Here is a 21217-nt window from a genome sequence, read left to right on the forward strand (position 1 = left end):
CCAGGCTAGGTGCTCCCGCCAGATTCGGCTTGTCCAAAACTGCTCGGTCTGGACCAGGCCTTCACGAAGCAGATCGGCACCGAGAGCGGCACCGCCTTCGCACGGAACTCGGTGGGCGATGCGCCGACGACCGACCGGAAGGTACGGATGAAGCTGCTGAGACTCTCAAAACCCACCTCGCGCGCCACGTCGGTGACAGGCATCGCCGTCTCCCGCAGCATGGCCATGGCCCGCTCGATCCGCCGCCGCTGCAAGTACCGATGCGGCGTCTCCCCGAAGACCGCACGAAAGGTCCGACTGAAGTGCGCCGCCGACATGAACGCGATGGCAGCGACCCCAGGAACATCCAGCGGCTTCGCGTAATCACGATCCATGGCATCCCGCGCCCGCAACAGCCGCCGATTCTCATCCTCCTGCGGGCTCATACCACCCATCACGCCCCACCTTCCAGCCTCGACATCAGCCTGACACCACAGCTCATGGTATGGACCGTCCGTCAGCAAATGGGCGAGCCCTTCGGCCGGGTCCATCCCCGCGTGCGCGGGGAGCACATCTTGAAGCGGAGCCGCTCAATGGGTACGTCGGGACCACCCCCGCGTGCGCAGGGAGCACATGCCGACCGGAAGCGTCAATGCGCTAGATCGGGGACCATCCCCGCCCGCGTGGGGAGCACGCCAACGGCGCGTTGATCACAGCGGGAGACGTGGGACCATCCCCGCGTGCGCGGGAGCACCGGCGTTCCGTGCGCGAGTCTGGTGTCGACGGCGCTGCAAAACTGACCCCCTGAGGGCGCTTGTGTTTCAGGGGGTCACGATTGGGTTCTGGCACACATTCCGTGACGAGCCTGCCTTCATTGATGAGTAGCGCACCTCGGCATCCGAGTAGCAGCTGATTAGACGTGGCTGGACGTTGATCGCTGAGCACCCGGCAGGGCTGGCTTCACGGAATATGTGCCAGAACCACGATTGGCCCGCCGTTGACAGAAAGTAGCGGGCCGAACCATCCCCACGCCTGTGGGGGCTGCTCAGGGTCAACGATTGCGGACCATCCCCACGCGTGTGGGGAGCACGGCACGACGATTTCGAGACCTTCGAGCCAGACCGGACCATCCCCACGTGCGCGGGGAGCACGAGCACGAGCGCCTGGCCGGTGTCGGCATGAAGGGACCATTCCCGCGTGCGCGGGGAGCACATGATCTTCTGGGACTTGTCCATGCCGCCCACGGGACCATCCCCACGGGCGTGGGGAGCACCGCGGCGGCATCCGGTGGACGCAAGGCCCCGACGGTTCATCCCCACGGGCGTGGGGAGCACCCTTCGTGACCTGTTCGTCTATCGGCGAGTAGCTGTGATTGCCGTAGTCGTTTGGGAGCAGGTCGGGTACCCCGCTAATGCGGGGAGGATGTCGTTGGTGGTTTGGTTCATCGCACCGGCCGACGGGTCATTCCAAGGGGCTTGGGTTTGGTCGACGATAGCGTGCGCGTGGGGGGCTTGTGTGAGCCGGTCCTCTGGAGGCCGGTTTCCTGGGTGAGGGTGACTTTTCCAGGGAGGCCGTGGATGCATGTGCCGGTGGGGTCGAAGAGCAGAGTTGGCCGGGTGCGGAGAGGGCCGTTTCCGGTGGGGGGCCATTTGTCGGGGGATGGCCAGGTGCCTTGCTGGAACCAGCGGTGCGGGATGCGGATGGTGTTGAGGAGAAGTTGTCTGAGTTGCTCGCGGTACTGGGCGGGATGCTTGGCGCGATCGTAGTACTTCAGGTCGGCCGGGTTCTGTCCGGTTTGATCCCAAGTGAGTTTGTCGTCGGGTTGTTTGAAGAGGCAGACGATGTCGTGGCTGTCGGCTCCGAGGCGGGAGCGCGCGCTGAGGTGGACCGGGAGGCTCGCGTCGGTTTCTTCGCCATTGAGCCAGCCGGAGGATAGGTCTCCGACTTCGGGGCCGTCATCGTCGTAGTCGTAGTACGCGGTGACCATCCTCTCTTCGGCTTCTCGGCGTTCATCTGCGAGTTTGCTTTGCATGTCCCGCCACGTGGCCTGAAGGAGGGCGTTCAACTCAGGTGTGCGAACCTGAACGGCTTGTTCTCCATACACGGTCTCGATCAGTTTGGGGATCTGGTCAGGGCCGATGATCTGCCGACGAGGCGCCTTGTGATCCTCAGTTAGGACGTGCCAGGTGGCCGCGAGCAGGTAGGGCGCGTAGACGGCGCCGTCGATGTTGTCGGGGGAGGTGACCAGTGGCGTTTGAGTGGGTGAGGGGAGCCACAGCAGGCGCAGCGGAGTGATGCCATCGAGGTGAGATGCTCGCCCAGGATCGTTGACGCGGTGGCGGCGGACACGTCCGCGGCGTTGGATGGCCAGGTCGAAGGGGCACAGATCGCTGATCATTAGGTCAAAGTCAAGATCGAGAGACTGTTCGATCACTTGGGTGGCGATGACCAGTATTCGGGTAGGTCGTTGTGGGTTGGGCTCGGTGTCCCGTAATTCTCCTTTCGGGTGTGGACCGAGGACGTTGATCAGATGCTGCTGGATGTGGTTGCGATCGCGCTCCAGGAGTCGCCCATGGATCAGGAAGATTTCCGTTTCGGCCGTCCACCCGTATTCTTCGGCGAGGTCGCAGACCGCCGTGTAGAGCTCTACAGCGCTGTCCACCCGGTTGCGTACAACCGCGACGATGCCCTTGTTTCGAATCTCTTCCAGGAGCGTTCGAGCCCATCGCTGCTCCAAGCTGGAGCCGTTGGGTCCTTTGAATTCCTTTGGGGTAATGAGCTCCAGCGCTCCGTCGTACGAAGCGGACGATTGGGCGGCGTCGTCCGCGAGGGGCTCGGGGGTGTCACCGACTGCGGTGCCGTTCGCGTCAATGACGGTGATCGTGTTGGCGGTCTGATCGTGCTGGTTCAGAGGTGCCTTGCGGCCCAGGCACCAGGCGTCGATGAGCAGGTCCTTGGCCGCAGTGGGGAGGGTGGCTGACAGGACGACCACCGAGGCTCCGGCGTCGGCGAGCCAGGTCACTGCCTGGCTGAGCAGTGTCTGCTGGTAGAGCTCGTAGGCATGGGCTTCGTCGATGATGACGACTTTCTGGGCCAGACCGAACAGCCGGAGGAACCAGAAGCGGGACTTCTGGACTGAGAGCACGATCTGATCGACGGTCCCGATGCCGAACGGGGATAACAGGCCACGCTTGCTGGCCAGAAACCATTCGTCCAGCACGGCCCGCAGTTCGTCGCCACAGCTCAGGTTGATGTCATCGGCTGTGACAGTCGAACCTGGCGAAGCGGCGGCTTGGAGGAGTTCTTCGGCAACTGCGGAAGCCGCGGCCGTGCCGTGGACGATGGCCAGGTTGGCTCGTGCGGTGTCGCCGGAGAGGCTGGCGCTGACGAACGTCGCGGCGCGCATGGCTGCTTGCTCGGTTGATGCGCGGCTGGGCAGTGCCATGTACATGCCGTGATAGCCGTTGGTGCGCGTCAGGTGGTGGGCCGCCCACCAGGCGGCTTCGGTCTTGCCGCTACCGGTGCTGGCTTCCACGATGACCATCGCTGGCCCGCTCTGGGGGAGTAGCCGCATGACCGCGCGCTGAGCGGGGCGAGGTCCATGCTGTTCGCCGAACAGCGCTTTCCACGTGGCGTGCTCTACTGGCCACCGGCGTAGGTTGAGGCTGTCGACGGCGTGGGCCGCTTCCCGCCGCGATGCGGCCCACCAATCGAGGATCGGGGTCGTCACGTCACGGTAGGTGAACAACGACTCGTTGGATGCGAGCCAGTCGGCGAGGACAACCAGGCCTGCGAACAGAGGCATCGCGGCAGGGCGGGCAGGCTTGGTGACGGTTTCGTGGACGTCGCGCTGATCGACGCCCAATAGCCGTGCGAGGTCGCTGATGAGGGCCTGGTGGATTTCCTCCCAATTCTCGCCGCTATCGATGCTTACTCCGCCGAGTTGATCCGGGTCCGGGATGTGTCCGTGATGTCCGCCGAGCAGGTCACCGATCATGTGGAGGGTCGGCGACTTCACGCCGTCGGATTCGCATCGTTGACAGGCGCAGCCGAGAAGCTGGGGGAGCAATCGGGCGGTCACCCTGGCATGGGCGATGGACGGGTGCTGCTCAAGACGGGATACCAGGGGCAGCCCGGCTTTTCGCGCCTGCTCTTCCCAACGTCCGGCGGCGGCTCGCAGGCCGTGCTTGTCGCGGCTTGGGTAGAACAAGCTGAGGAACTCCGAGCATGCCTTGCCGGGGATGTCATGTAGCGCGGCGAGGAAGGCGATCATCCTGCGAGCCCGGGTTAGGTCTCCTCGACCGAACGTCTCGGAAAGCAGATGGCGGACGGGGTCGGACAGGTAACCGTCGAACAGCAGCAGCGTGACGGCTGCGGTGTCGAGCGCGTGGGCGAGCAGAGGGTTCCAGGCCGCTCGTCCTGCCTTCTGGTTGATCCCGTTGAGGTCTGTCTTGCCCCACACCAGCAGGTGTGGTTCGGATTCGGAGGACATGCCGCCCGGCGTTGGCGTAGAGTCCACAGCCTTGCTCCATTCCTACCAAGTCGGCTGGTGTGATGAAGTGAGCAATTCGGAAGATGAGTTAGCTCGGCCGGTGTTCGACCTAGCCGTCCAAGGATGCATCCCAGCACTGACAAAATCCGGACCGGATCTTGTCCAGCGATCCATCGTCGAAGCGATCGTCCACGCTGAGGACGACATCGCGATCAGTCATCCGTCGTCGGGAACGGAGATCGCGCTCTACGAACTGCTCCTTGCCATCTGTCACGCGGCAGGATTCACGCCCAAGCGGCCCAGCATCTGGAAGACCTGGGTAGAGGAACGCAAGTCGCTCGAACCGGTCGTCGACTGGCTAATACGTCCAGAGAATCGCGGCCTGTTCGATCTCTTCGACCCTGTACGACCGTACGGGCAAAACAAGCTGCTCGCCGACCACGTGGCCGAGCATGGATACAGCCCGGTCCAGCTGCTTCTGGAACGTGCGAAGGACTATAACCAGTTCGTCGATCATGTCCACCTCCATGATCGTGAACCGGTGATGGCGCGTGACGCCTTTCTGGCGATGATCACTCAGCACGCCTACGGGCTGGGCGGGCGGATGATGGGGTCGGTCTCCGGCGCGCTCGGCAGACCGTTCACGTACGGGTCGGTGGGCCGGCTAGGTGCGAGGGCAAGAGTTCTGGCGATTGGCGACTCCGTGGCCGATACGCTGCGCCTCAACCTGTGCACGGCGTCGCAGGGGGGAAGCCTGAACACCAGTTGGACGGCCGGGGTGGAGCGGAGGAAATTCGCCTCTACGCGGGAACCTCGCGTTCCCAAAGGGCCAGCGGACTGGCACAGCGCTTTGGGCCGTTCCATCCTGCTGCGCCCCCGCAGCGGCGTCGAGTCACCTGATGACGTGGTCGTGGATCGTGTCCTGATGGGTGCAGGGGAGATGATCTCCACCCAGGCCAACGACCATGATGCGGTCTACGTCTCGACCAGGCCCATGCAGGCCAGTCTGAGCAAGGCGCTGTGGCGCGACGCGCATGCCATCTACGCCGCCAGCCTGGAATCGGGCCGTACGAGCCTGTTCACGCTGATCGCGACCCTTGACCGGCATTTGAGCCTGCTTGTTGTGGGCTTGGACGCCGACAATATGAAGGTACGGGGCTGGGTCCGCGACGTGTTCCCCTACAACTCGCACCGAGCCCCTGAACTCCGTAACGCGGCCGAAAACGGTGTCAAACTCGCCGACGAAGCTGTCCAAGCTGTCCAGCGTGCCGCCGCTACTGCCTGCAGGTACGCCTATCCCGCGCGCAACCGGGAGAACACTAAGACGCTCACCGGGCGTTTCGACGCCACCGACGAAGTCTGGGCCCGAGCGGGAGCACCGTTCCATCATCTTCTTCGCGAGGTCGCCAACGGCGCGAACCGCGTCGATTCCCTGCGCCGCCACGCCACCACCATGCGCGCCATCGCCATCAACGCGTTCGATGAACGGCTGCGTGCGCTGCCCCCGAACACGCGTGGCTGGCGCGCCACCGTCCAAGCGCGCCAGGAATTGCTTGACCAGCTTGCCCGGAAGCGCACCTTCAAGACCTATTCGGAGTGATCATGCAGCAACACGAAGAAGGGGACATCCTCGCAAGCCACCCCCGCGACGGTGAACGGCCGCCCGAGCAACGGCTGGTCGGATGGCTCGCGGGCCTGGTGAAGGCCCATGATGTTGGAGCGCTCGCTGATCTGCGCCGCACTCGGATCGTTACGGTGTCACGCTTGCTTGCCGGGAACTTCGCTGATGGCGACAAAGAGGGCATAGCGGCATTCGAGCAGGTGGCCTATCTGTTCGCACGCTTTCACGCGGGCCGCGGCGACGCGCACTACGGATTTGGGAGCCTCGGCCGCGCCATGCGCAACATCGGCGGACCGACCTCCAAAGGACCCGACAACGACGGGTGCGTACGGCTCCTCAACCAGATCCTGGTCTCGCGTCAACCACCGTGGCGTCGTGTCCAGCATGCTGTCGACCAGCTTCGGTCAGACAAGACAGCCCCACCTTCCTGGGCGCAACTCGCCGTCGATCTGCGCCGGTGGAACGACCCCGGCAAGACCGTCCAGCACGACTGGGCGCGCGACTTCTATCTCCCGCCGAAGAAACGGAACCAGTCATGACCGACCAGTACCTGTCGCTGCACTCGATCATCACGTTCGCCGGAGTACTGCTGAACCGGGACGAGAACAACCTCCCCAAGGATCTTGTGTACGGCGGCGTGGTCCGTACCCGCGTCTCCGCGCAGTGCTGGCGCAGAGCAGAACGCATGTATTTACGGGATCGAGCCAACGAGGGCACGGGACCGCTGGCCGGGTACGCGTTCGGGCTGCGCACTCGGGAGTGGGGAGTAAAGACAGCCGATGAGCTCGTCGCTCTCGGCTGGGACAAGGCGGACGCGGACGAGATGGCCAAAGCGGTCCTGACGGCGTGCCGACTCAAATTCGGCGAGGAAGGCAAGAGACCGGAGCTCACGAAAGTCGCGGTGTTCGCTCCCGCTGACACTGCGGTCAAGCTCGCCGCCATCATCTCGAAGCACGCGGATGATCTGACCCCGTGGTTGATCGTGGACCGCGAGAATCGGGCCAAGGAGGCAGCGAAAAGGGAAGCCGCCAAGAAGTCGCGCGGCGCACGCCGAGGCCGCGCGGCAGCGGCACCCGCAGAGGACGCCCCGCCCGCCGAGACCACCGTCGATATCGCCGCCGAAGAGGGCGAGGCAGAGGTCAACCCCCTGCCCAAGCGGATCAGGGACGAAGCGATCGCGGCCCTGGCACCCGCCGATGCCATCGACATCGCGTTGTACGGCCGGATGCTCGCTGAGATTGCCGAATCACCGAACGTGGACGGGGCAATCCAGTCCATGCACCCCTTCACTGTCGACGAGGGCGTAACGGACGAGGACTTCTTCACCGCGGTGGACGACGAGAAAGACCGCCGCAAGAAGTACGCCCTTGACGCCATCGATGCCAGCTTCGGTGACGACAGCGGTGCCGCGATCACCGGCTACCAGAGCCTGACTTCCGGAACCTTCTACCGGAACGCCGTCCTCGACCGTGAGCAGCTGCGGCGCAACCTCCGCAACGGGGGGATGGACGCCGCCCAGGCCGACGCCGCCGCAAGTGCCGCCGAGTATGCGTTCGTGGAAGCGTTCTGCCAAGCGGTGCCGTCAGCGAAGAAGACCAGCACCGGCGCACTGGGAATCTTGCCCAAACTGGTCCTGGCGGTCAGCGGCAACCGCCCGGTCAACTACGCCTCCGCATTCGAGCAGCCGCTGACGGCTGTGGTGGGCGGTGACTCGGTCAGTCTTCAAGCGGTACGCCGGCTCATCCGACAGCACCAACTGGCAGCCCGCAAGCTGCCGGGTGTCAGCAGCGGCATGGTGCTGACCTACGACATCGACATCGCTGACCTGCTGCACAAGCTGCGCACCGATGACGCGACCGGCGCGGCGGAGGTGGATTCGCCCAGCGAACTCGTCCACGGTGGCCGCGCGTGACAGCGACCCTGCTCATCCGGTTGGCCGGTCCGCTCCAGGCGTGGGGTACCGGTTCACGGTTCCTCCACCGTGACACCGATCCCGAACGTCCCACCAAGAGCGGTGTCCTCGGACTGCTCGCCGCCGCCGACGGACACCACCGCGACCAGCACGACACCGACTACCCAGACGCACTCCCGCTCGCAATCCTCGCGAAACTGCGTTTCGGCGTACGAGCCGACCGGCCCGGCGTGCTCATCCGCGACTTCCACACGGTCGGGGGCGGCAGGTTTCCCATTCGACCTCGGGACGTGATCCTCGACCACCGCAGAGCAGACGGGGTACCCGAGGCCGAGAGCCAAGAGGAAGGCCCGTTCGGAGTCGTTGACCTCCCCACGTGGTACGGCGCTCCAAAGGGGATCCATCCCGACGAGTCGGGCACTCTGCAGGCGAAGGCCGCCGTGGGCCGTACCCCCCTGATCACGACACGCTGGTACTTGTCAGACGCTGCTTTCGTCGCCGGCGTGGAGTCCGACGACCGCGCTCTCCTGGAGCGGTTGGCCGATCGCCTAGATCGCCCCCGGCGGATGGTCTGGCTGGGCCGGAAGAACTGCCCGCCCGCCGAACGGCTCAGCCACGGCGTACACGACGGCGCTATCGAGTCGGTGCTGGAACGGACCGCATTGCTTCCCAACGCGACCGAGGCAGAGCCGTACACGTGGGTCGAGACCAGCCCAGGCCAGCAAGACAGCGTCCCGGTTGCCGACCAGCCTGTGTCCTTCTCCTCCCGACATCGGGTGCACGTCCAGCGCTGGGAACACCGTCGCCACATCCCCCTGAGAGAACCCGACATCCGATGGGAGTCCCCGTGAGCGCTGTCTTCGTCGCCTGTCACAGCATTCTCGAACTGGACGCTCGGCACCGACTCACCGCCAAAGCCCTGCTTAATGCCCAAGACATGCACCGGCTCGTCATGAGCGGCTTCTACGGCTGGGTCGACGATGGCTCTCCCGACGCCCGCGCCCAAATGCAGGTCCTCTATACGGCCAACGCCGACCTGAAGAACGGCAAACTCACCGTCGTCGTCCAATCACGTGTCCAGCCTGACTGGTCACGGATCCCATTCGGCGCACTCACTGAGCCCGCAGGCGTGATCCTCGTCGACCAGAAGATCGAACTCGGTGACCGATACCGATTCCGATCCGTGATCAACCCCGCCCGCATGAGCGACCGCCACCGTAGACCGGATGCGCCGCCCCCCGCCGATGGCAAACGCGATCTGAAACGCCTGGCCGACACGACCGCCGACCACGCACGCCAGTGGTTTGCCGAGCGTCTCCAAGCACCAGGCGAGCCGTCGACCAGCGAGAGGGGCGTACGGAGGATTGGCGCCCACACGGATCCGGCTGGACTGGTCGCTCGCATCCTGCCCAAGATCTCCAACATCGTCGAGAAGAAAGACGGCAAACACGCGGTACGGATCGGCCGCGCAGAGATCCGCGGCGAACTGACAGTTACCGACCCCCGTGTGTTCGCCGATGTCCTGATCGCTGGCTTGGGCCATGGCCGCGCCTACGGTTGTGGCCTAATCTTGATCAAACCCCTCCCCGGAGGGGGCGATCCGAAGTAAACAAAATCAAGCAAATGATCTAGTGGCGTTGCAGGTCAGCAAGTGTGCTCCCCGCAGGCGCGGGGATGGACCTCCCAGTGGACTTATCTTGGGATGCCCGCGGTTGTGCTCCCCGCAGGCGCGGGGATGGACCTACACCTTGGTCACATCAGAACTTTCCCCCTCGGTGCTCCCCGCAGGCGCGGGGATGGACCCGAGGGCGGGGTTTTCTGCGTTCACTATCAAAAGTGCTCCCCGCAGGCGCGGGGATGGACCCCGCCTCGCGGATACGCTCCGCCATGCGCTGAAGTGCTCCCCGCAGGCGCGGGGATGGACCTGCCGGAGGTGTGGAGCGGGCACTTCATATGGGGTGCTCCCCGCAGGCGCGGGGATGGACCCGCGTTCGACCGTCACCTGTCTACCCGTAGAGGGTGCTCCCCGCAGGCGCGGGGATGGACCCGGGTCGAGCACCAGGCCGCCCCCGGGACTCCAGTGCTCCCCGCAGGCGCGGGGATGGACCACGGACGGTCTTGACTTTCAGGGAGTAGCTAACGTGCTCCCCGCAGGCGCGGGGATGGACCCCACGCCAGCCTGTAGACCTCTCGGCCCGGTACGTGCTCCCCGCAGGCGCGGGGATGGACCCAGCCTCAGTTCGGCTTCGCATCGGGCGATGGTGTGCTCCCCGCAGGCGCGGGGATGGACCCCCGCTGTCCCCGCGCCGGTCCGGCATCCTTCCGTGCTCCCCGCAGGCGCGGGGATGGACCCGTGTACAAGGGCTGGCCCACTGACCCGCTCACGTGCTCCCCGCAGGCGCGGGGATGGACCGTGCTCGGCCACTTTGCGGATGTTCTTGCTGGCGTGCTCCCCGCAGGCGCGGGGATGGACCTCGTGTTAAGTGCCCCCAGAAATTCCAGTTGTCGTGCTCCCCGCAGGCGCGGGGATGGACCGATCGGGTACGGCTCGCCCTCCGGGGTGCGGGCGTGCTCCCGCAGGCGCGGGGATGGACCGGGCTCATCGTGACTCTCGTCGGCAAAGGGTCCGTGCTCCCCGCAGGCGCGGGGATGGACCGTGCCTCAGATTCCGTACCCTTCAGCTTTTCGGGTGCTCCCCGCAGGCGCGGGGATGGACCGCCAGTTCATTTCTTACGCCAGCGTGATGGAATGTGCTCCCCGCAGGCGCGGGGATGGACCGAGAAACCCCCCGAGGGGAACACTGAGCGTACGACGGTGGCTTCCCCGAGCAGGATGGTCAGCACGCAGCGTGAGTCGGCAGTATCTCAACCGGCCTGGGGGTCGGCGGGTGGTTCATCGATCGGGAAAAGGATCGGGCTGAGCAGGTATTGCGTGCGGTCCGGCATGGGTGGGTTCGTCAGCAGGGGCGCGATCGCGTGGCGCAGTTGACTGATCATCTCCAGGAGTTCGTCTCGGCTGAGCCAGACGGCGTGCTGGCGGTAGCCTACGAGGTCTGCCGCCGGGTCGGCGTGATCCCGGTCCAGGTAGGCGTTGAACTCGGCGAGCAGCGCGGTCATCGCCACGGCGAATCCGCGCCGGTGATCGTCCAGGGTCAATGACTCGATCATGGCGGTGTCGATCACCGCCCGATCTTGCCGTAGTTGGTAGTGGCGCTCCATGGCGCCACGTACTCGCCGCTCGTCGGTGACCTGGAGGATGCCTCCGGCGGAGAGCAGGTCGATGTGCCGGTAGACGGTGGCCTTTGAGACCTCGGGGATCCGGTCGCACAGCTGGGAAGTGGTCAGTGTTCGACCGCCGCGCATCGCGTGCACGATGCGTAGCCGTACTGGGTGTCCCAGAAGCTCCAACGGGTCCATTCTCCTACGATTGCACACTGTGCTACCTTTCTCAAAAGGTGAGAAAGGTAGGGCATGGGAGCCGATCCGGTAGAGATCGCCACGGCGGTCGTTGAGATGGCGTGGAATGGACGCTTCACAGACATCGAGAAGTTGTTCGCCCCGCCGCTGCGAGCGATGGTGTCCGCCGAGACGTTGCAAGTCGCCTGGGAGAGTCAGATCTCCAGGATCGGGGCGATCTCCGCGGTCGGGACGCCGATCAGTGAGCCGGCCCCCAAAAGTTGGGTGACCGCATCGGGGAAGGCCGGGCTGGTCAAGGTTGGCGTCCCGGTGACGTACGAACGCGGCGGGCTGACGGTGGTCATGTCGGTCGACGAGACCGGCCTGCTGCAGGGCCTGCAGCTCGCGCCCGCGCTCACCGAACAGTGGACGCCGCCGCCGTACGCCCGCCGCAAGAAGTTCGACGAGCACGATGTCACCGTGGGCTCCGGCGCGCTGGCCGTGCCCGGGACGCTCAGCCTGCCGCGCGGGCGCGGACCGTGGCCCGGCGTGGTGCTGCTCAGCGGCGGCGGACCGTTCGACCGCGACGCCACGAGCGGCCCCAACAAGCCGCTCAAGGACCTGGCCTGGGGGCTGGCCGGCCGTGGCGTGGCGGTGCTGCGCTTCGACAAGGTGACCTGCGCCCACGCCGAGCAGGTGGCCGCAAGGCCCGACTTCACGATGAGCGAGGAGTACATCCCGCACTCCGTCGCCGCCATCCACCTGCTCCAGCGCCACCCGGCCGTCGATGCCGGGAGGGTGCATGTCGCAGGCCACAGCATGGGCGGCAAGGTCGCTCCGCGGGTCGCCGCCGCCGAGCCATCCGTGGCCGGTCTGGTGCTCCTGGCCGGTGACACCCAGCCCATGCATCACACTGCCGTGCGCGTCGTCCGCCACCTCGCCACGGTCAATCCCGGCCCGGCCGCCCAGTCCGCCGTCGAGGCGATCACGCGACAGGCCGCACTCGTCGACAGTGCCCACCTGTCGGCCGAAACTCCCGCCGCGGACCTGCCATTCGGCTATTCGGGAGCGTACTGGCTGGACCTGCGCGGCTACGATCCCGTGGCGACCGCAGCCGCGTTGGACAAGCCGATGCTCATCCTTCAGGGCGGCCGCGACTACCAGGTGACCGTCAAAGACGATCTGTCGCGGTGGCAGGCGGGCCTGGCCCACCGGCGGGATGTCACCATCCGCGTCTACGACGCCGACGACCACATGTTCTTCTCCGGCACAGGCCCGTCTACGCCCGGGGACTACGAGTCGCCCCAGCACCTCGACCCGGCCGTCATCACAGACATCGCCGAGTGGCTGACACCAGACCAGGGGAAGATCGCTCGATTTGTTGCCAGCGTCAAGCGCCTCAAGCACTGACAGCCGTCGTCGGGACCATCCCCGCGTGCGCGGGGAGTACGACCCGGTCAACAAGTCGGCCTTGGCCGCGACGGGACCATCCCCGCGTGCGCGGGGAGCACACCCGATCCAGGCACCGATGTGGCCGAGATGGAGGGACCATCCCCGCGTGCGCGGGGAGCACGGAACCTCCAGGTCCGCAGTAACGGGAGCGCTGGGACCATCCCCGCGTGCGCGGGGAGCACACCTGCCGGCGGCGGCACCCCGTCCGGCGACTTGGACCATCCCCGCGTGCGCGGGGAGCACGGCTCGACGCCGGGCGGTTTGGGCAGGACGGGGGGACCATCCCCGCGTGCGCGGGGAGCACGTTCGGTCACGAGAGTTCCCTTTCTTGAGGCTGGGACCATCCCCGCGTGCGCGGGGAGCACACTCATCGGCGGTCGCATTCACTCCACCCGCTGGGACCATCCCCGCGTGCGCGGGGAGCACGTATGCCCGTTCCGCCAGCGACTCATGGCGTTGGGACCATCCCCGCGTGCGCGGGGAGCACTTCGCCTCAACGGGAACAAACAGCTCGTCATCGGGACCATCCCCGCGTGCGCGGGGAGCACATGCGCTGGTCAATCAGCGCGACATCGCCCTCGGGACCATCCCCGCGTGCGCGGGGAGCACACGCGATGCGGAACCGCCAAGCCCGCCAGCGAGGGACCATCCCCGCGTGCGCGGGGAGCACGTGACCAGCCTGTTCGGCACCGCGACGATCCGGGGACCATCCCCGCGTGCGCGGGGAGCACACGTGGGCGGCGACGTCGGCCCAGACGTCCGCGGGACCATCCCCGCGTGCGCGGGGAGCACCCTCCTTGACGCCTTTGATTTCGATTCGCGGCGGGACCATCCCCGCGTGCGCGGGGAGCACACTCGCTGACCTGCACAGTTAGCCATTGAGGTGACGCATTTTGAGTACTTCCAAAGAAGCGGACATTTCGCACATCACTGGTCATCGGTGGAACATGCCTTGGCTGCCGGAACTCCAGGCTCAGAGAATATCGATGGCGCTGGCCTAACGTGCAATGGTGCTGCACGCATGTTGGAGGCGGTTGATTGGTTCCAGGTGGTTCACACGTGGCTGGGCGCCGAGCGCACTGGCGGGCCGGTCACTGGTTCGAACGTCGTTCCTCGACGCGGGTGCATAGAGGACGCGGGGGTAACGTTTGCGACGAGTTAGAGTCGGAACACCATTTTCTGAGTTGGACGATCCGGGCTTGGCGCGGCGGCGCGAGTGAAGGCGGTGCCGTCTCTTCGTGTGCCGACATACGCTTTCCGCTCTTCCGCGATCGCTGGACGAATGACATGGAAGTCGGCATCCCCAGGGAGGAAGAAGATCCAGGGATACCGGTCGCCATAGTGGAGGGAAGGTCATCAGGCGGTCAGCCGTCGATGATCGCTAAGACCCCCTGCGGCGGAGCCATCGATGACTGGTTGCCCCGAGGAGGCCGTTCGGTCTCGGCTGGCCGGTGGCGTCCGTGCCCGTTCGGTTTGGACTCGGTATCGGGTGGCGGGGCCCTTCCGGCTTTGGGGAGTCGGCATTTCGGGACGTGGTCAGCGGGGATCGGGGGCGGAGCCAGCGAGGTGTCCGGCGGAGGCCAGTCGCCGATGGGAGCGGCGTAGGCGCCGCCGTTGTCGGTGTTCTCGTAGGCCCAGCCCCGGCCGAGGAGCCGGGACAGGATGGCTTGGGCGGCATACCGGGAGACGCCGTAGTCCTTCATGAGCTGCCGCTGGGAGGCGACGCGCGTGCGCGGGCGGATCTCCCCGCGACGGATCTTTGCGACCAACTCGGTGCAGATCTCGGTGATCCGATCCTGCACATGCGTCCGTGGCAGCGCAGGCGTCTCATCAGGCGCGCCGATCAGGTAGCAGCGGCCCGGAACCAGCCGGACCAGCCGCCGATCCCGCAGCTCACGCTGAATGAAACGAGCGGCGGACCCGGGGATGCCACAGGAGTCCATCAGCTCGGGAATGCTCGGCAGCCGCGCCCCTTTCGCCAACTCGCCGGCCGCGATCTGTTCGGCCAACCGGTCGATGACCGCTTGACGGCGTACGGCTATTGGCGCTTTGCGTGATCCTCCGGCCTGCGCGGATGGGGAAGGCGTGCCTCCACCGGTTCCGGGGGCGGCCTCACGCTTGGGCGACGTGAGAGGGCGCGGGAGCCCGTAGTTTGAGGCGAGTTCAGCCGTCCCATCACTCGATAGTTCGCCGGTGATACCGGTCCAGGTCGGCCGCTCCCCGCTCTTGGCGTTCTTGGGTACTTCCGGCTCGGGCCACGGCGGGTCGGATTGGAACCAGACCACCCGACCGCCGTCCACTTCGTGGTGACCCCAATCGTCGGCGAGTTGATCGACCAACTGCAGCCCGTACCCGTCGGGAGCCGGCACATTCATCTGTGCCCGTATGTGGGGTGTGCTGGTGGCCGATCCCTCATCGATCACATCGACGTTGACGACACCGTCCTCGACGGTGACCTCCACCCTCACCCGCCCGTTAGGGTTGCGGCCCGAATCCGAGTGGCGGATCGAGTTGGCGGTCAGCTCGCTGACGAGTAATAACACGATGTGGAGTCTTCCGATGTCCAATCCGGTCAAGAGCTGCTGGACATAGGTACGCGCTGCCGGGACGGACGCCGTATTTCCGGGAAGGTCGATTGCCCCAAGTAGGAGTGCTGGTGATTGTCCAACGGCTTTAGTCTTTGTCATAGGTCAGGGACCTCGATTCCTGATTGGGGGCTCGTCACGCCGTGCCTCGGTTGACGAGCCCGACCCGAGATCGGGCATTGACTTTCCGGCGATCTCATGGTGGAGATAAATAGCCGGACAACCTAGACGATTAATGGTGGAGCCATTAATCCCACCAACCACCAGCATCCGGGAGCAGAAAGTGCCACGAACCTCCGACCACGTAGAACCGAGCACGTCGCCGTGGCACCTACTGGGCGCGGCGATACGCCACTGGCGCGAAGACGTAAAGGGCATCAGCCAACGTGAAACCGCCAAAATCACCTATATCGACCGCGGGGATCTTTCGAAATGGGAGCGAGGTCTCACTCGCCCCCACCCGAGCGTGGTGAAACGCTTGGACACGACATTGGAAGCCAACGGCTACCTGGTGGCGCTCCACGCCTTCTCCATCGATCTGGATCGTTTGCGTACCCTGGAGGCAAAAGGAACCGCGACCGAGGAGACCACCACGGAACGCCGTCGCCTGCTCCAATTCGCCGCCGGCCTCGCACTGGGCTCCGTTGGCGGCTCCGAACACGTCCGGCAGCTGTTTGACCTGGATCTCACGCGCGACATGGAGGATTGGGAAATCACATGCGCTGATCATCTCCACGCGCTGCGAACTCGTCCGCCCGCTCAGGTCATCGCGGACCTGGCTATTGATCTACTTGCCGTGGAGCGGCAGATGAAGATCGCAACTCCTGCCGATCTCATCGAGTTGCACCGCGTCCTGGCGGCGCTGTCTGCCGTTTACGCCAACGCTCTGACCCGGATGGCTGATCATGGGGCGGCGATCCGCTGGTGGCGCACCGCACGCCAAGCTGCTGACGCCTCCGGTGACCACACCATGAGCCTGCTGATCCGAGGTGAGGAAGCCGGTCACGGCCTGTACGGTCAGCGCACCCCGGATGCCGTACTCCATCTCGTCCGGGCAGCAGAGAGATTTGCGGGATCCGCCAGCGTGGACCTGATGAGCACAGAGGCCAAAGCGCTCAGCATGGTTGGGCGTCATGAAGAAGCCCTCGCCGTAGTACGCCGCATGATGGACCTGGCTGGTACGGCGGCGGGAGATCCGCTGGGCTTCTGGACACCAGATCGGCAGATTCACTTCGCCGCATCGTGGACCTACGCCGCAGCCGGTGATGAGGTGCGCGCTGATGCAGAAAGGGAAGCCGTCCTAGCTCTAACCAGCACGTATCCGCACAGCGCAAACGTGGTCCTGCACGGGGCCATGTGCACGGTCGTTAAAGGTGGGATCCGTGAAGGCGCACAGCAGGCTGCGACATTGATCGCCAACCTTCCGGCGACCCATCGCAGTAACCATGTGATAGAGACCGGACGAATGGTGCTGCGAGCCATCCCCATGGACCACCGTGACCATCCGGCCGTAGGTGAACTGAACGAGGTCTTGACTACCGAGCCACACAGACCCAATGGGCCCTGATCTGTTCGACTGCGCAGGGACCATCTCCGCGTGCGTGGGAACCTTTCGAGCACGTACGCAACCATGATCTCGTCAGTGGACCGGCCTTCGCGGCGGGCCAGGGCACGTAGGTCGTTGTATACCTGGCCGGCGACATTAGTACGGGGCGGGTTGGGCATCAGGCCAGCACCGCCTCGACCGCGGGACGGATCAATGGCATCGCGTTGAGTCTCTCGGCCATATCTTGAAGTTCATTGACTGCAGAACCACCGCGGGTGCGTAGATACCGGCCGAGCGCGGAGAGCGCCAAGTTCTCTCCGATCAGGTGGCGATGCCGCATCGCGTCGACCACACTCCGAGGTGCGCTGTACACGGGAATCTTTTCTCCGGGGGCGGCTTGGAACTCTTCGCGGCCGAGGTCGAAGGTGCTGGCCGCGTACTGGGACACCACAACAGGGGGATAGGAAATCGATGGGCGATGGCTACCGCGGGCCACAGCGATGTGGACAGCTGAAGGTATGTCGTCGATGAGCTCATGGAGTACCAGGGCCGACTCCCCACAGATGATCGCGCGGGGCACCCGCGCGCACACGGCAAGCAGATCAAGGTGAGCGGTTTCGGGAGCGTCCGCTTGGCGGTAGACCCCTCGCGACAGTTCATCGAGCTTTCCACCCGCTACCAGCAGGGCAAGGCCATAGGAGTAGACCCCAGCACGACGCGCTTGGGCAGCGGTAAACGTGGGCGGCAAGGCCGCCAACCGCACTTCAAACGCCCGATCCTCCTCTGTCCTCATGTATCAAATCCTACCCATCAACCGCGTTGATGGGTAGGATTTGATACATCAAGAGGTGCGCTCTAGTGGATGAACAGCGCACGGTCGGCCGAACAGAGGGCTTATCACATCTTGCGGGGGAGCATGGGACACCTCCCGCTCGGCGATGGCCTTCTTGAGGACCATCCCCGCGTGCGCGGGGAGCACGGCGTCAGCCGTACGGGGTGGCTGGGTGAGCCGGGACCATCCCCGCGTGCGCGGGGAGCACGGTGGGGTCAAGCAGGGCAGCGACCAGCCGGGGGGACCATCCCCGCGTGCGCGGGGAGCACAAGACCGCCGGACTGAGGCGGTACGGCCGGTGGGGACCATCCCCGCGTGCGCGGGGAGCACAACACGCCGGTCAGGGCGTCCACAATGGCGGTGGGACCATCCCCGCGTGCGCGGGGAGCACGTCGGCCTCGGATGGCTCCGGCTCTGGCTCGGGGGACCATCCCCGCGTGCGCGGGGAGCACTCGGCCTCCTCCGGCACGGTGGGCTCGGAGACGGGACCATCCCCGCGTGCGCGGGGAGCACGCGATCACGTCACGAGGCACCACCGACCAGGTGGGACCATCCCCGCGTGCGCGGGGAGCACATCACGCCGCACCCCCGGAGGGCTCAGCCTTGGGGACCATCCCCGCGTGCGCGGGGAGCACTCGTCAACGACCTGGACGGGTACACGGGCGTCGGGACCATCCCCGCGTGCGCGGGGAGCACGACCCGTCAGAGGCGACGTACCTCCCGGCAGCGGGACCATCCCCGCGTGCGCGGGGAGCACAGGGTCAGCGGCTCTGGCGTGGAGGCGACCGAGGGACCATCCCCGCGTGCGCGGGGAGCACCCACCGACAGCGCAGGGCACTCCTGACGGCGTGGGACCATCCCCGCGTGCGCGGGGAGCACGTCTGGAGAGGAGGGAAGGGTCTAGAACGGCGGGGACCATCCCCGCGTGCGCGGGGAGCACGACCCCCGAGCAGGCCGAGGAGCTTGCCCGGACGGGACCATCCCCGCGTGCGCGGGGAGCACACCCGCGAGGCCGCACCGGACGGGAGCACGATGGGACCATCCCCGCGTGCGCGGGGAGCACACTCGCTGACCTGCACGGTTAATCGTCAAGATGGCGCATTTTGAGCACTTCCAAAGAATCGGACATTTCGCACATCATTGGTCATTGGTGGAGCTGATCTTGGTTGCCGGGTCCCAGGCTCAGAGGATATCGATGGTCGCTGGCCCAGCGTGCGCCGGCGTTGCCGCATGTTGGGAGCGGTTGATCGGTTCCAGGTGGTTCAGATCAGGCTTGGCGGTCCTGGGTTCAGGGTGGTGTCGACGCGAGGAAGGCGCCTGGACTCGCTGGTGACCAACCGGATGACGTTGTGGCCGTCGCGGCCGAGGGTCGTAGGGGGTATCGCCTGAGGTGGCTGGGCACCGCGCGTGCTTGCAGGGTGTTTCGGGCGTCGCTTCTCGGCGCGGGGCGTATCGAGGATGCGAGGCAACGTCTGGACAGCGAGGGTTGGACACCATTTCTGGGCAGGACGATCGAGGCCAGTCGGCCTTAGCGCGGCGGCGCAGGTGAAGGCAGTGCTGTTCCTTCCTGTGTCGCCCGCGAATTTCCTCGCTATTCCGCGATCGCCCAGGCGAATGATCTGGAAATTGCTGTCCCCAGGGAGAAAGGCATCCAGGCCGCCGGTTGTCATAGTGGGAAGGCCATCAGGCGATCAGCCATCGACGATCTTCGAGGATCGGGGCGACGGTGCCATCCGGGCTGGCCGGATGGGCGGAAGGAGGCGTTCGGTCTCGGGCGGACGGTGGGGGTCTATGTCTGTTCGGCGTGGATTCGGTGTCGGGCCGCCGGGACTTTCCGGCTTTGGGAAGTTGACACTTCGGGAGGTGGTCGGCGGGGATGGGTGGTGGGCCGAGCGAGGTGTCCGGAGGAGGCCAGGTGCTGATGGGGGAGGCGTAGACGCCTCCATTGGAGGAGTTCTCGTAGGCCCAGCCCCGGCCGAGGAGCCGGGCCAGGATCGCCTGGGCGGTGTACCGGGAGACGCCGTAGTCCTTCATGAGCTGCCGCTGCGAGGCGACGCGCGTACGCGGGCGGATCTCCCCGCCACGGATCTTCGCGACCAGCTGGGTGCAGATCTCGGTGATCCGATCCTGCACATGCGCCCGTTGGAGCGCAGGCGTGTCATCAGGGGTGCCGATCAGGTAGCTGCGGCCCGGCATCAGCCGGACCAGCCGCCGGTCCCGCAGCTCACGCTGGATGAAGCGTGCGGCGGAGCCGGGAATGGCATAGGTGTCCCTCAGTTCGGGAATGCTCGGGAGCCGCGCCCCTTCCGCCAACACGCCCGACGCGATCTGTTCGGCCAACCGGTCGATGATCTCTTGACGGCGTACGGCGACTGGCGCTCCGCGTGTTCGTTTGGCCTGCGCGGATGGGGTAGGCGCGCCTCCGCCGGTTCCGGGGGCGGTCATGTGAGTGGGCGGGGTGAGCGGGTGCGGGAGCCCTCCGTTCGAGACGAGTTCGGCGGTCCCGTCGGTCGAAGGCTCGCCGGTGACGCCAGTCCGGGTCGGCCGCTTTTTTGCTCCTGGCGTTCTCGGGTACCTCCGGCTCGGGCTGCGGCGGGTCGGATTGGAACCAGACCACCCGGCCGCCGTCCACCTCGTGGTGGCCCCAGTCGTCGGCGAGCCGATCGACCAGCTGTAGCCCGTACCCGTCGGTACCCGGCACGTTCGTCTGCGCTCGTATGTGCGGTGTGCTGGTGGCCGATCCCTCATCAGTCACATCGACGTTGATGACGCCGTTCTCGATGGTGACCTCCACCCTCACCCGCCCGTTAGGGTTGCGGCCCGAATCCGAGTGGCGGATCGAGTTGGCGGTCAGCTCGGTAACGAGCAATAACACGATATGGAGCCGTTCGATGTCCAGCCCGCTTAGCAACTGTTGGACATAGGTACGCGCTGCGGGGACGGACCCGGAATTTCCGGGAAGGTCGATTGCCCCAAGCAGGAAGGCTGGTGATCGTCCAATGGCGTTGGCCTTCGGCATTGGTCAGGACCTCGGTTCCACAGTCGAGGTCCCGATGCCGTACAGGATCGCGACGTCGCCTGGCGCGTCCTCGCCGGTGACCACCGAACGGCCGCCCGTCACCTGCATGGAGAGGTTCCCCGTCTCAGCGGCGGCCTTCTTCTGGGTGAGTTCCAGCACCAGGCCGACCGAGACCCGCGCCGCGTCGGGGCTGTTCAGCCCATGGACCGGGGCGGATTGAAGCTCCCTTGAAGTAGCGTGGTTGTACATCGAGAGGTCTCCTAGCCCCGTTTTCCGCAGGTCTGTGATCGTCACCGGAGCTGCCGTGGATCCACCCCGAGGAGATAGAGGAGATCGAGCTGGGTGGGGGTGGGCTGCGGGATCACCGGTGGCGTGGCGAGGTGG

Annotated in this window: 15 protein-coding genes and 3 CRISPR repeat arrays; of the genes, 8 read left to right on the forward strand and 7 right to left on the reverse strand. The window is 65.8% G+C overall.

The window, feature by feature from the left end:
* Window positions 1-5: 5 nt before the first annotated feature.
* Both ABGB08_RS48750 and cas3 read right to left on the reverse strand, forming a co-directional pair.
* Entirely contained in the window at window positions 6-425 is a 420-nt protein-coding gene (locus tag ABGB08_RS48750) for an AraC family transcriptional regulator (protein ID WP_347605497.1), read from the reverse strand.
* A 995-nt stretch (window positions 426-1420) separates the two neighbouring features.
* A complete protein-coding gene (gene cas3, locus ABGB08_RS48755; RefSeq protein WP_347605499.1) occupies window positions 1421-4471 on the reverse strand; it encodes a CRISPR-associated helicase Cas3' in 3051 nt (1016 codons plus the stop codon).
* A 31-nt stretch (window positions 4472-4502) separates the two neighbouring features.
* Here cas3 and ABGB08_RS48760 point away from each other — a divergent pair, with 31 nt between their 5' ends.
* The 5 genes from ABGB08_RS48760 to cas6e are packed head-to-tail and all read left to right on the forward strand — an operon-like array spanning window position 4503 to window position 9613.
* Window positions 4503-6071 (forward strand): type I-E CRISPR-associated protein Cse1/CasA, encoded by a 1569-nt coding sequence (locus tag ABGB08_RS48760; protein WP_347605501.1) that lies wholly within the window; start codon window positions 4503-4505, stop codon window positions 6069-6071.
* Between the two features lie 2 nt (window positions 6072-6073).
* On the forward strand, window positions 6074-6631 hold the full coding sequence (gene casB, locus ABGB08_RS48765; protein ID WP_347605504.1) for a type I-E CRISPR-associated protein Cse2/CasB: 558 nt from the start codon (window positions 6074-6076) through the stop codon (window positions 6629-6631).
* Entirely contained in the window at window positions 6628-8004 is a 1377-nt protein-coding gene (locus ABGB08_RS48770) for a type I-E CRISPR-associated protein Cas7/Cse4/CasC (protein WP_347605507.1), read from the forward strand. The genes casB and ABGB08_RS48770 overlap by 4 nt, the downstream gene beginning before the upstream one ends.
* Entirely contained in the window at window positions 8001-8855 is an 855-nt protein-coding gene (cas5e, locus tag ABGB08_RS48775; protein WP_347605510.1) for a type I-E CRISPR-associated protein Cas5/CasD, read from the forward strand. The genes ABGB08_RS48770 and cas5e overlap by 4 nt, the downstream gene beginning before the upstream one ends.
* Window positions 8852-9613, forward strand: a complete 762-nt coding sequence (gene cas6e / locus ABGB08_RS48780) for a type I-E CRISPR-associated protein Cas6/Cse3/CasE (protein WP_347605513.1) — start codon at window positions 8852-8854, stop codon at window positions 9611-9613. The genes cas5e and cas6e overlap by 4 nt, the downstream gene beginning before the upstream one ends.
* A gap of 44 nt (window positions 9614-9657) precedes the next feature.
* Window positions 9658-10782: a CRISPR direct-repeat array (repeat unit 28 nt; unit sequence GTGCTCCCCGCAGGCGCGGGGATGGACC).
* A gap of 86 nt (window positions 10783-10868) precedes the next feature.
* Here the strand turns inward: cas6e and ABGB08_RS48785 are convergent.
* Window positions 10869-11411 carry a helix-turn-helix domain-containing protein gene (locus tag ABGB08_RS48785; RefSeq protein ID WP_347605516.1) on the reverse strand — a complete coding sequence of 181 codons (543 nt, stop codon included), beginning with the start codon at window positions 11409-11411 and terminating at the stop codon, window positions 10869-10871.
* 63 nt (window positions 11412-11474) lie between these two features.
* Between ABGB08_RS48785 and ABGB08_RS48790 the strand changes: the two genes are divergently transcribed.
* Complete coding sequence (locus ABGB08_RS48790; protein WP_347605519.1) at window positions 11475-12809, forward strand: alpha/beta fold hydrolase; 1335 nt, start codon at window positions 11475-11477, stop codon at window positions 12807-12809.
* Between the two features lie 11 nt (window positions 12810-12820).
* A CRISPR array of direct repeats spans window positions 12821-13704; the repeat unit is 29 nt; unit sequence GGGACCATCCCCGCGTGCGCGGGGAGCAC.
* Between the two features lie 511 nt (window positions 13705-14215).
* On the opposite strand, the gene ABGB08_RS48795 is transcribed toward ABGB08_RS48790, so the two are convergent.
* Complete coding sequence (locus ABGB08_RS48795; RefSeq protein ID WP_347605522.1) at window positions 14216-15538, reverse strand: ATP-binding protein; 1323 nt, start codon at window positions 15536-15538, stop codon at window positions 14216-14218.
* 133 nt (window positions 15539-15671) lie between these two features.
* Here ABGB08_RS48795 and ABGB08_RS48800 point away from each other — a divergent pair, with 133 nt between their 5' ends.
* Window positions 15672-17003: a helix-turn-helix transcriptional regulator gene (locus tag ABGB08_RS48800; protein ID WP_347605525.1), complete on the forward strand. Its 1332-nt coding sequence runs from the start codon at window positions 15672-15674 to the stop codon at window positions 17001-17003.
* 157 nt (window positions 17004-17160) lie between these two features.
* Here the strand turns inward: ABGB08_RS48800 and ABGB08_RS48805 are convergent, their stop codons facing one another.
* On the reverse strand, window positions 17161-17775 hold the full coding sequence (locus tag ABGB08_RS48805; protein ID WP_347605528.1) for a type IV toxin-antitoxin system AbiEi family antitoxin domain-containing protein: 615 nt from the start codon (window positions 17773-17775) through the stop codon (window positions 17161-17163).
* 157 nt (window positions 17776-17932) lie between these two features.
* Window positions 17933-18877: a CRISPR direct-repeat array (repeat unit 29 nt; unit sequence GGGACCATCCCCGCGTGCGCGGGGAGCAC).
* Between the two features lie 620 nt (window positions 18878-19497).
* On the reverse strand, window positions 19498-20154 hold the full coding sequence (locus ABGB08_RS48810; protein ID WP_347605531.1) for a hypothetical protein: 657 nt from the start codon (window positions 20152-20154) through the stop codon (window positions 19498-19500).
* Window positions 20155-20338: 184 nt separating this feature from the next.
* Here ABGB08_RS48810 and ABGB08_RS48815 point away from each other — a divergent pair, with 184 nt between their 5' ends.
* Window positions 20339-20491, forward strand: a complete 153-nt coding sequence (locus tag ABGB08_RS48815) for a hypothetical protein (protein WP_347605534.1) — start codon at window positions 20339-20341, stop codon at window positions 20489-20491.
* Window positions 20492-20836: 345 nt separating this feature from the next.
* Here ABGB08_RS48815 and ABGB08_RS48820 read toward each other — a convergent pair whose 3' ends face one another.
* Window positions 20837-21082 (reverse strand): hypothetical protein, encoded by a 246-nt coding sequence (locus tag ABGB08_RS48820; RefSeq protein ID WP_347605537.1) that lies wholly within the window; start codon window positions 21080-21082, stop codon window positions 20837-20839.
* Window positions 21083-21217 lie beyond the last annotated feature (135 nt).

The organism is Acrocarpospora sp. B8E8, assembly GCF_039871605.1.
Classification (GTDB): Bacteria; Actinomycetota; Actinomycetes; order Streptosporangiales; family Streptosporangiaceae; genus Acrocarpospora; species Acrocarpospora macrocephala.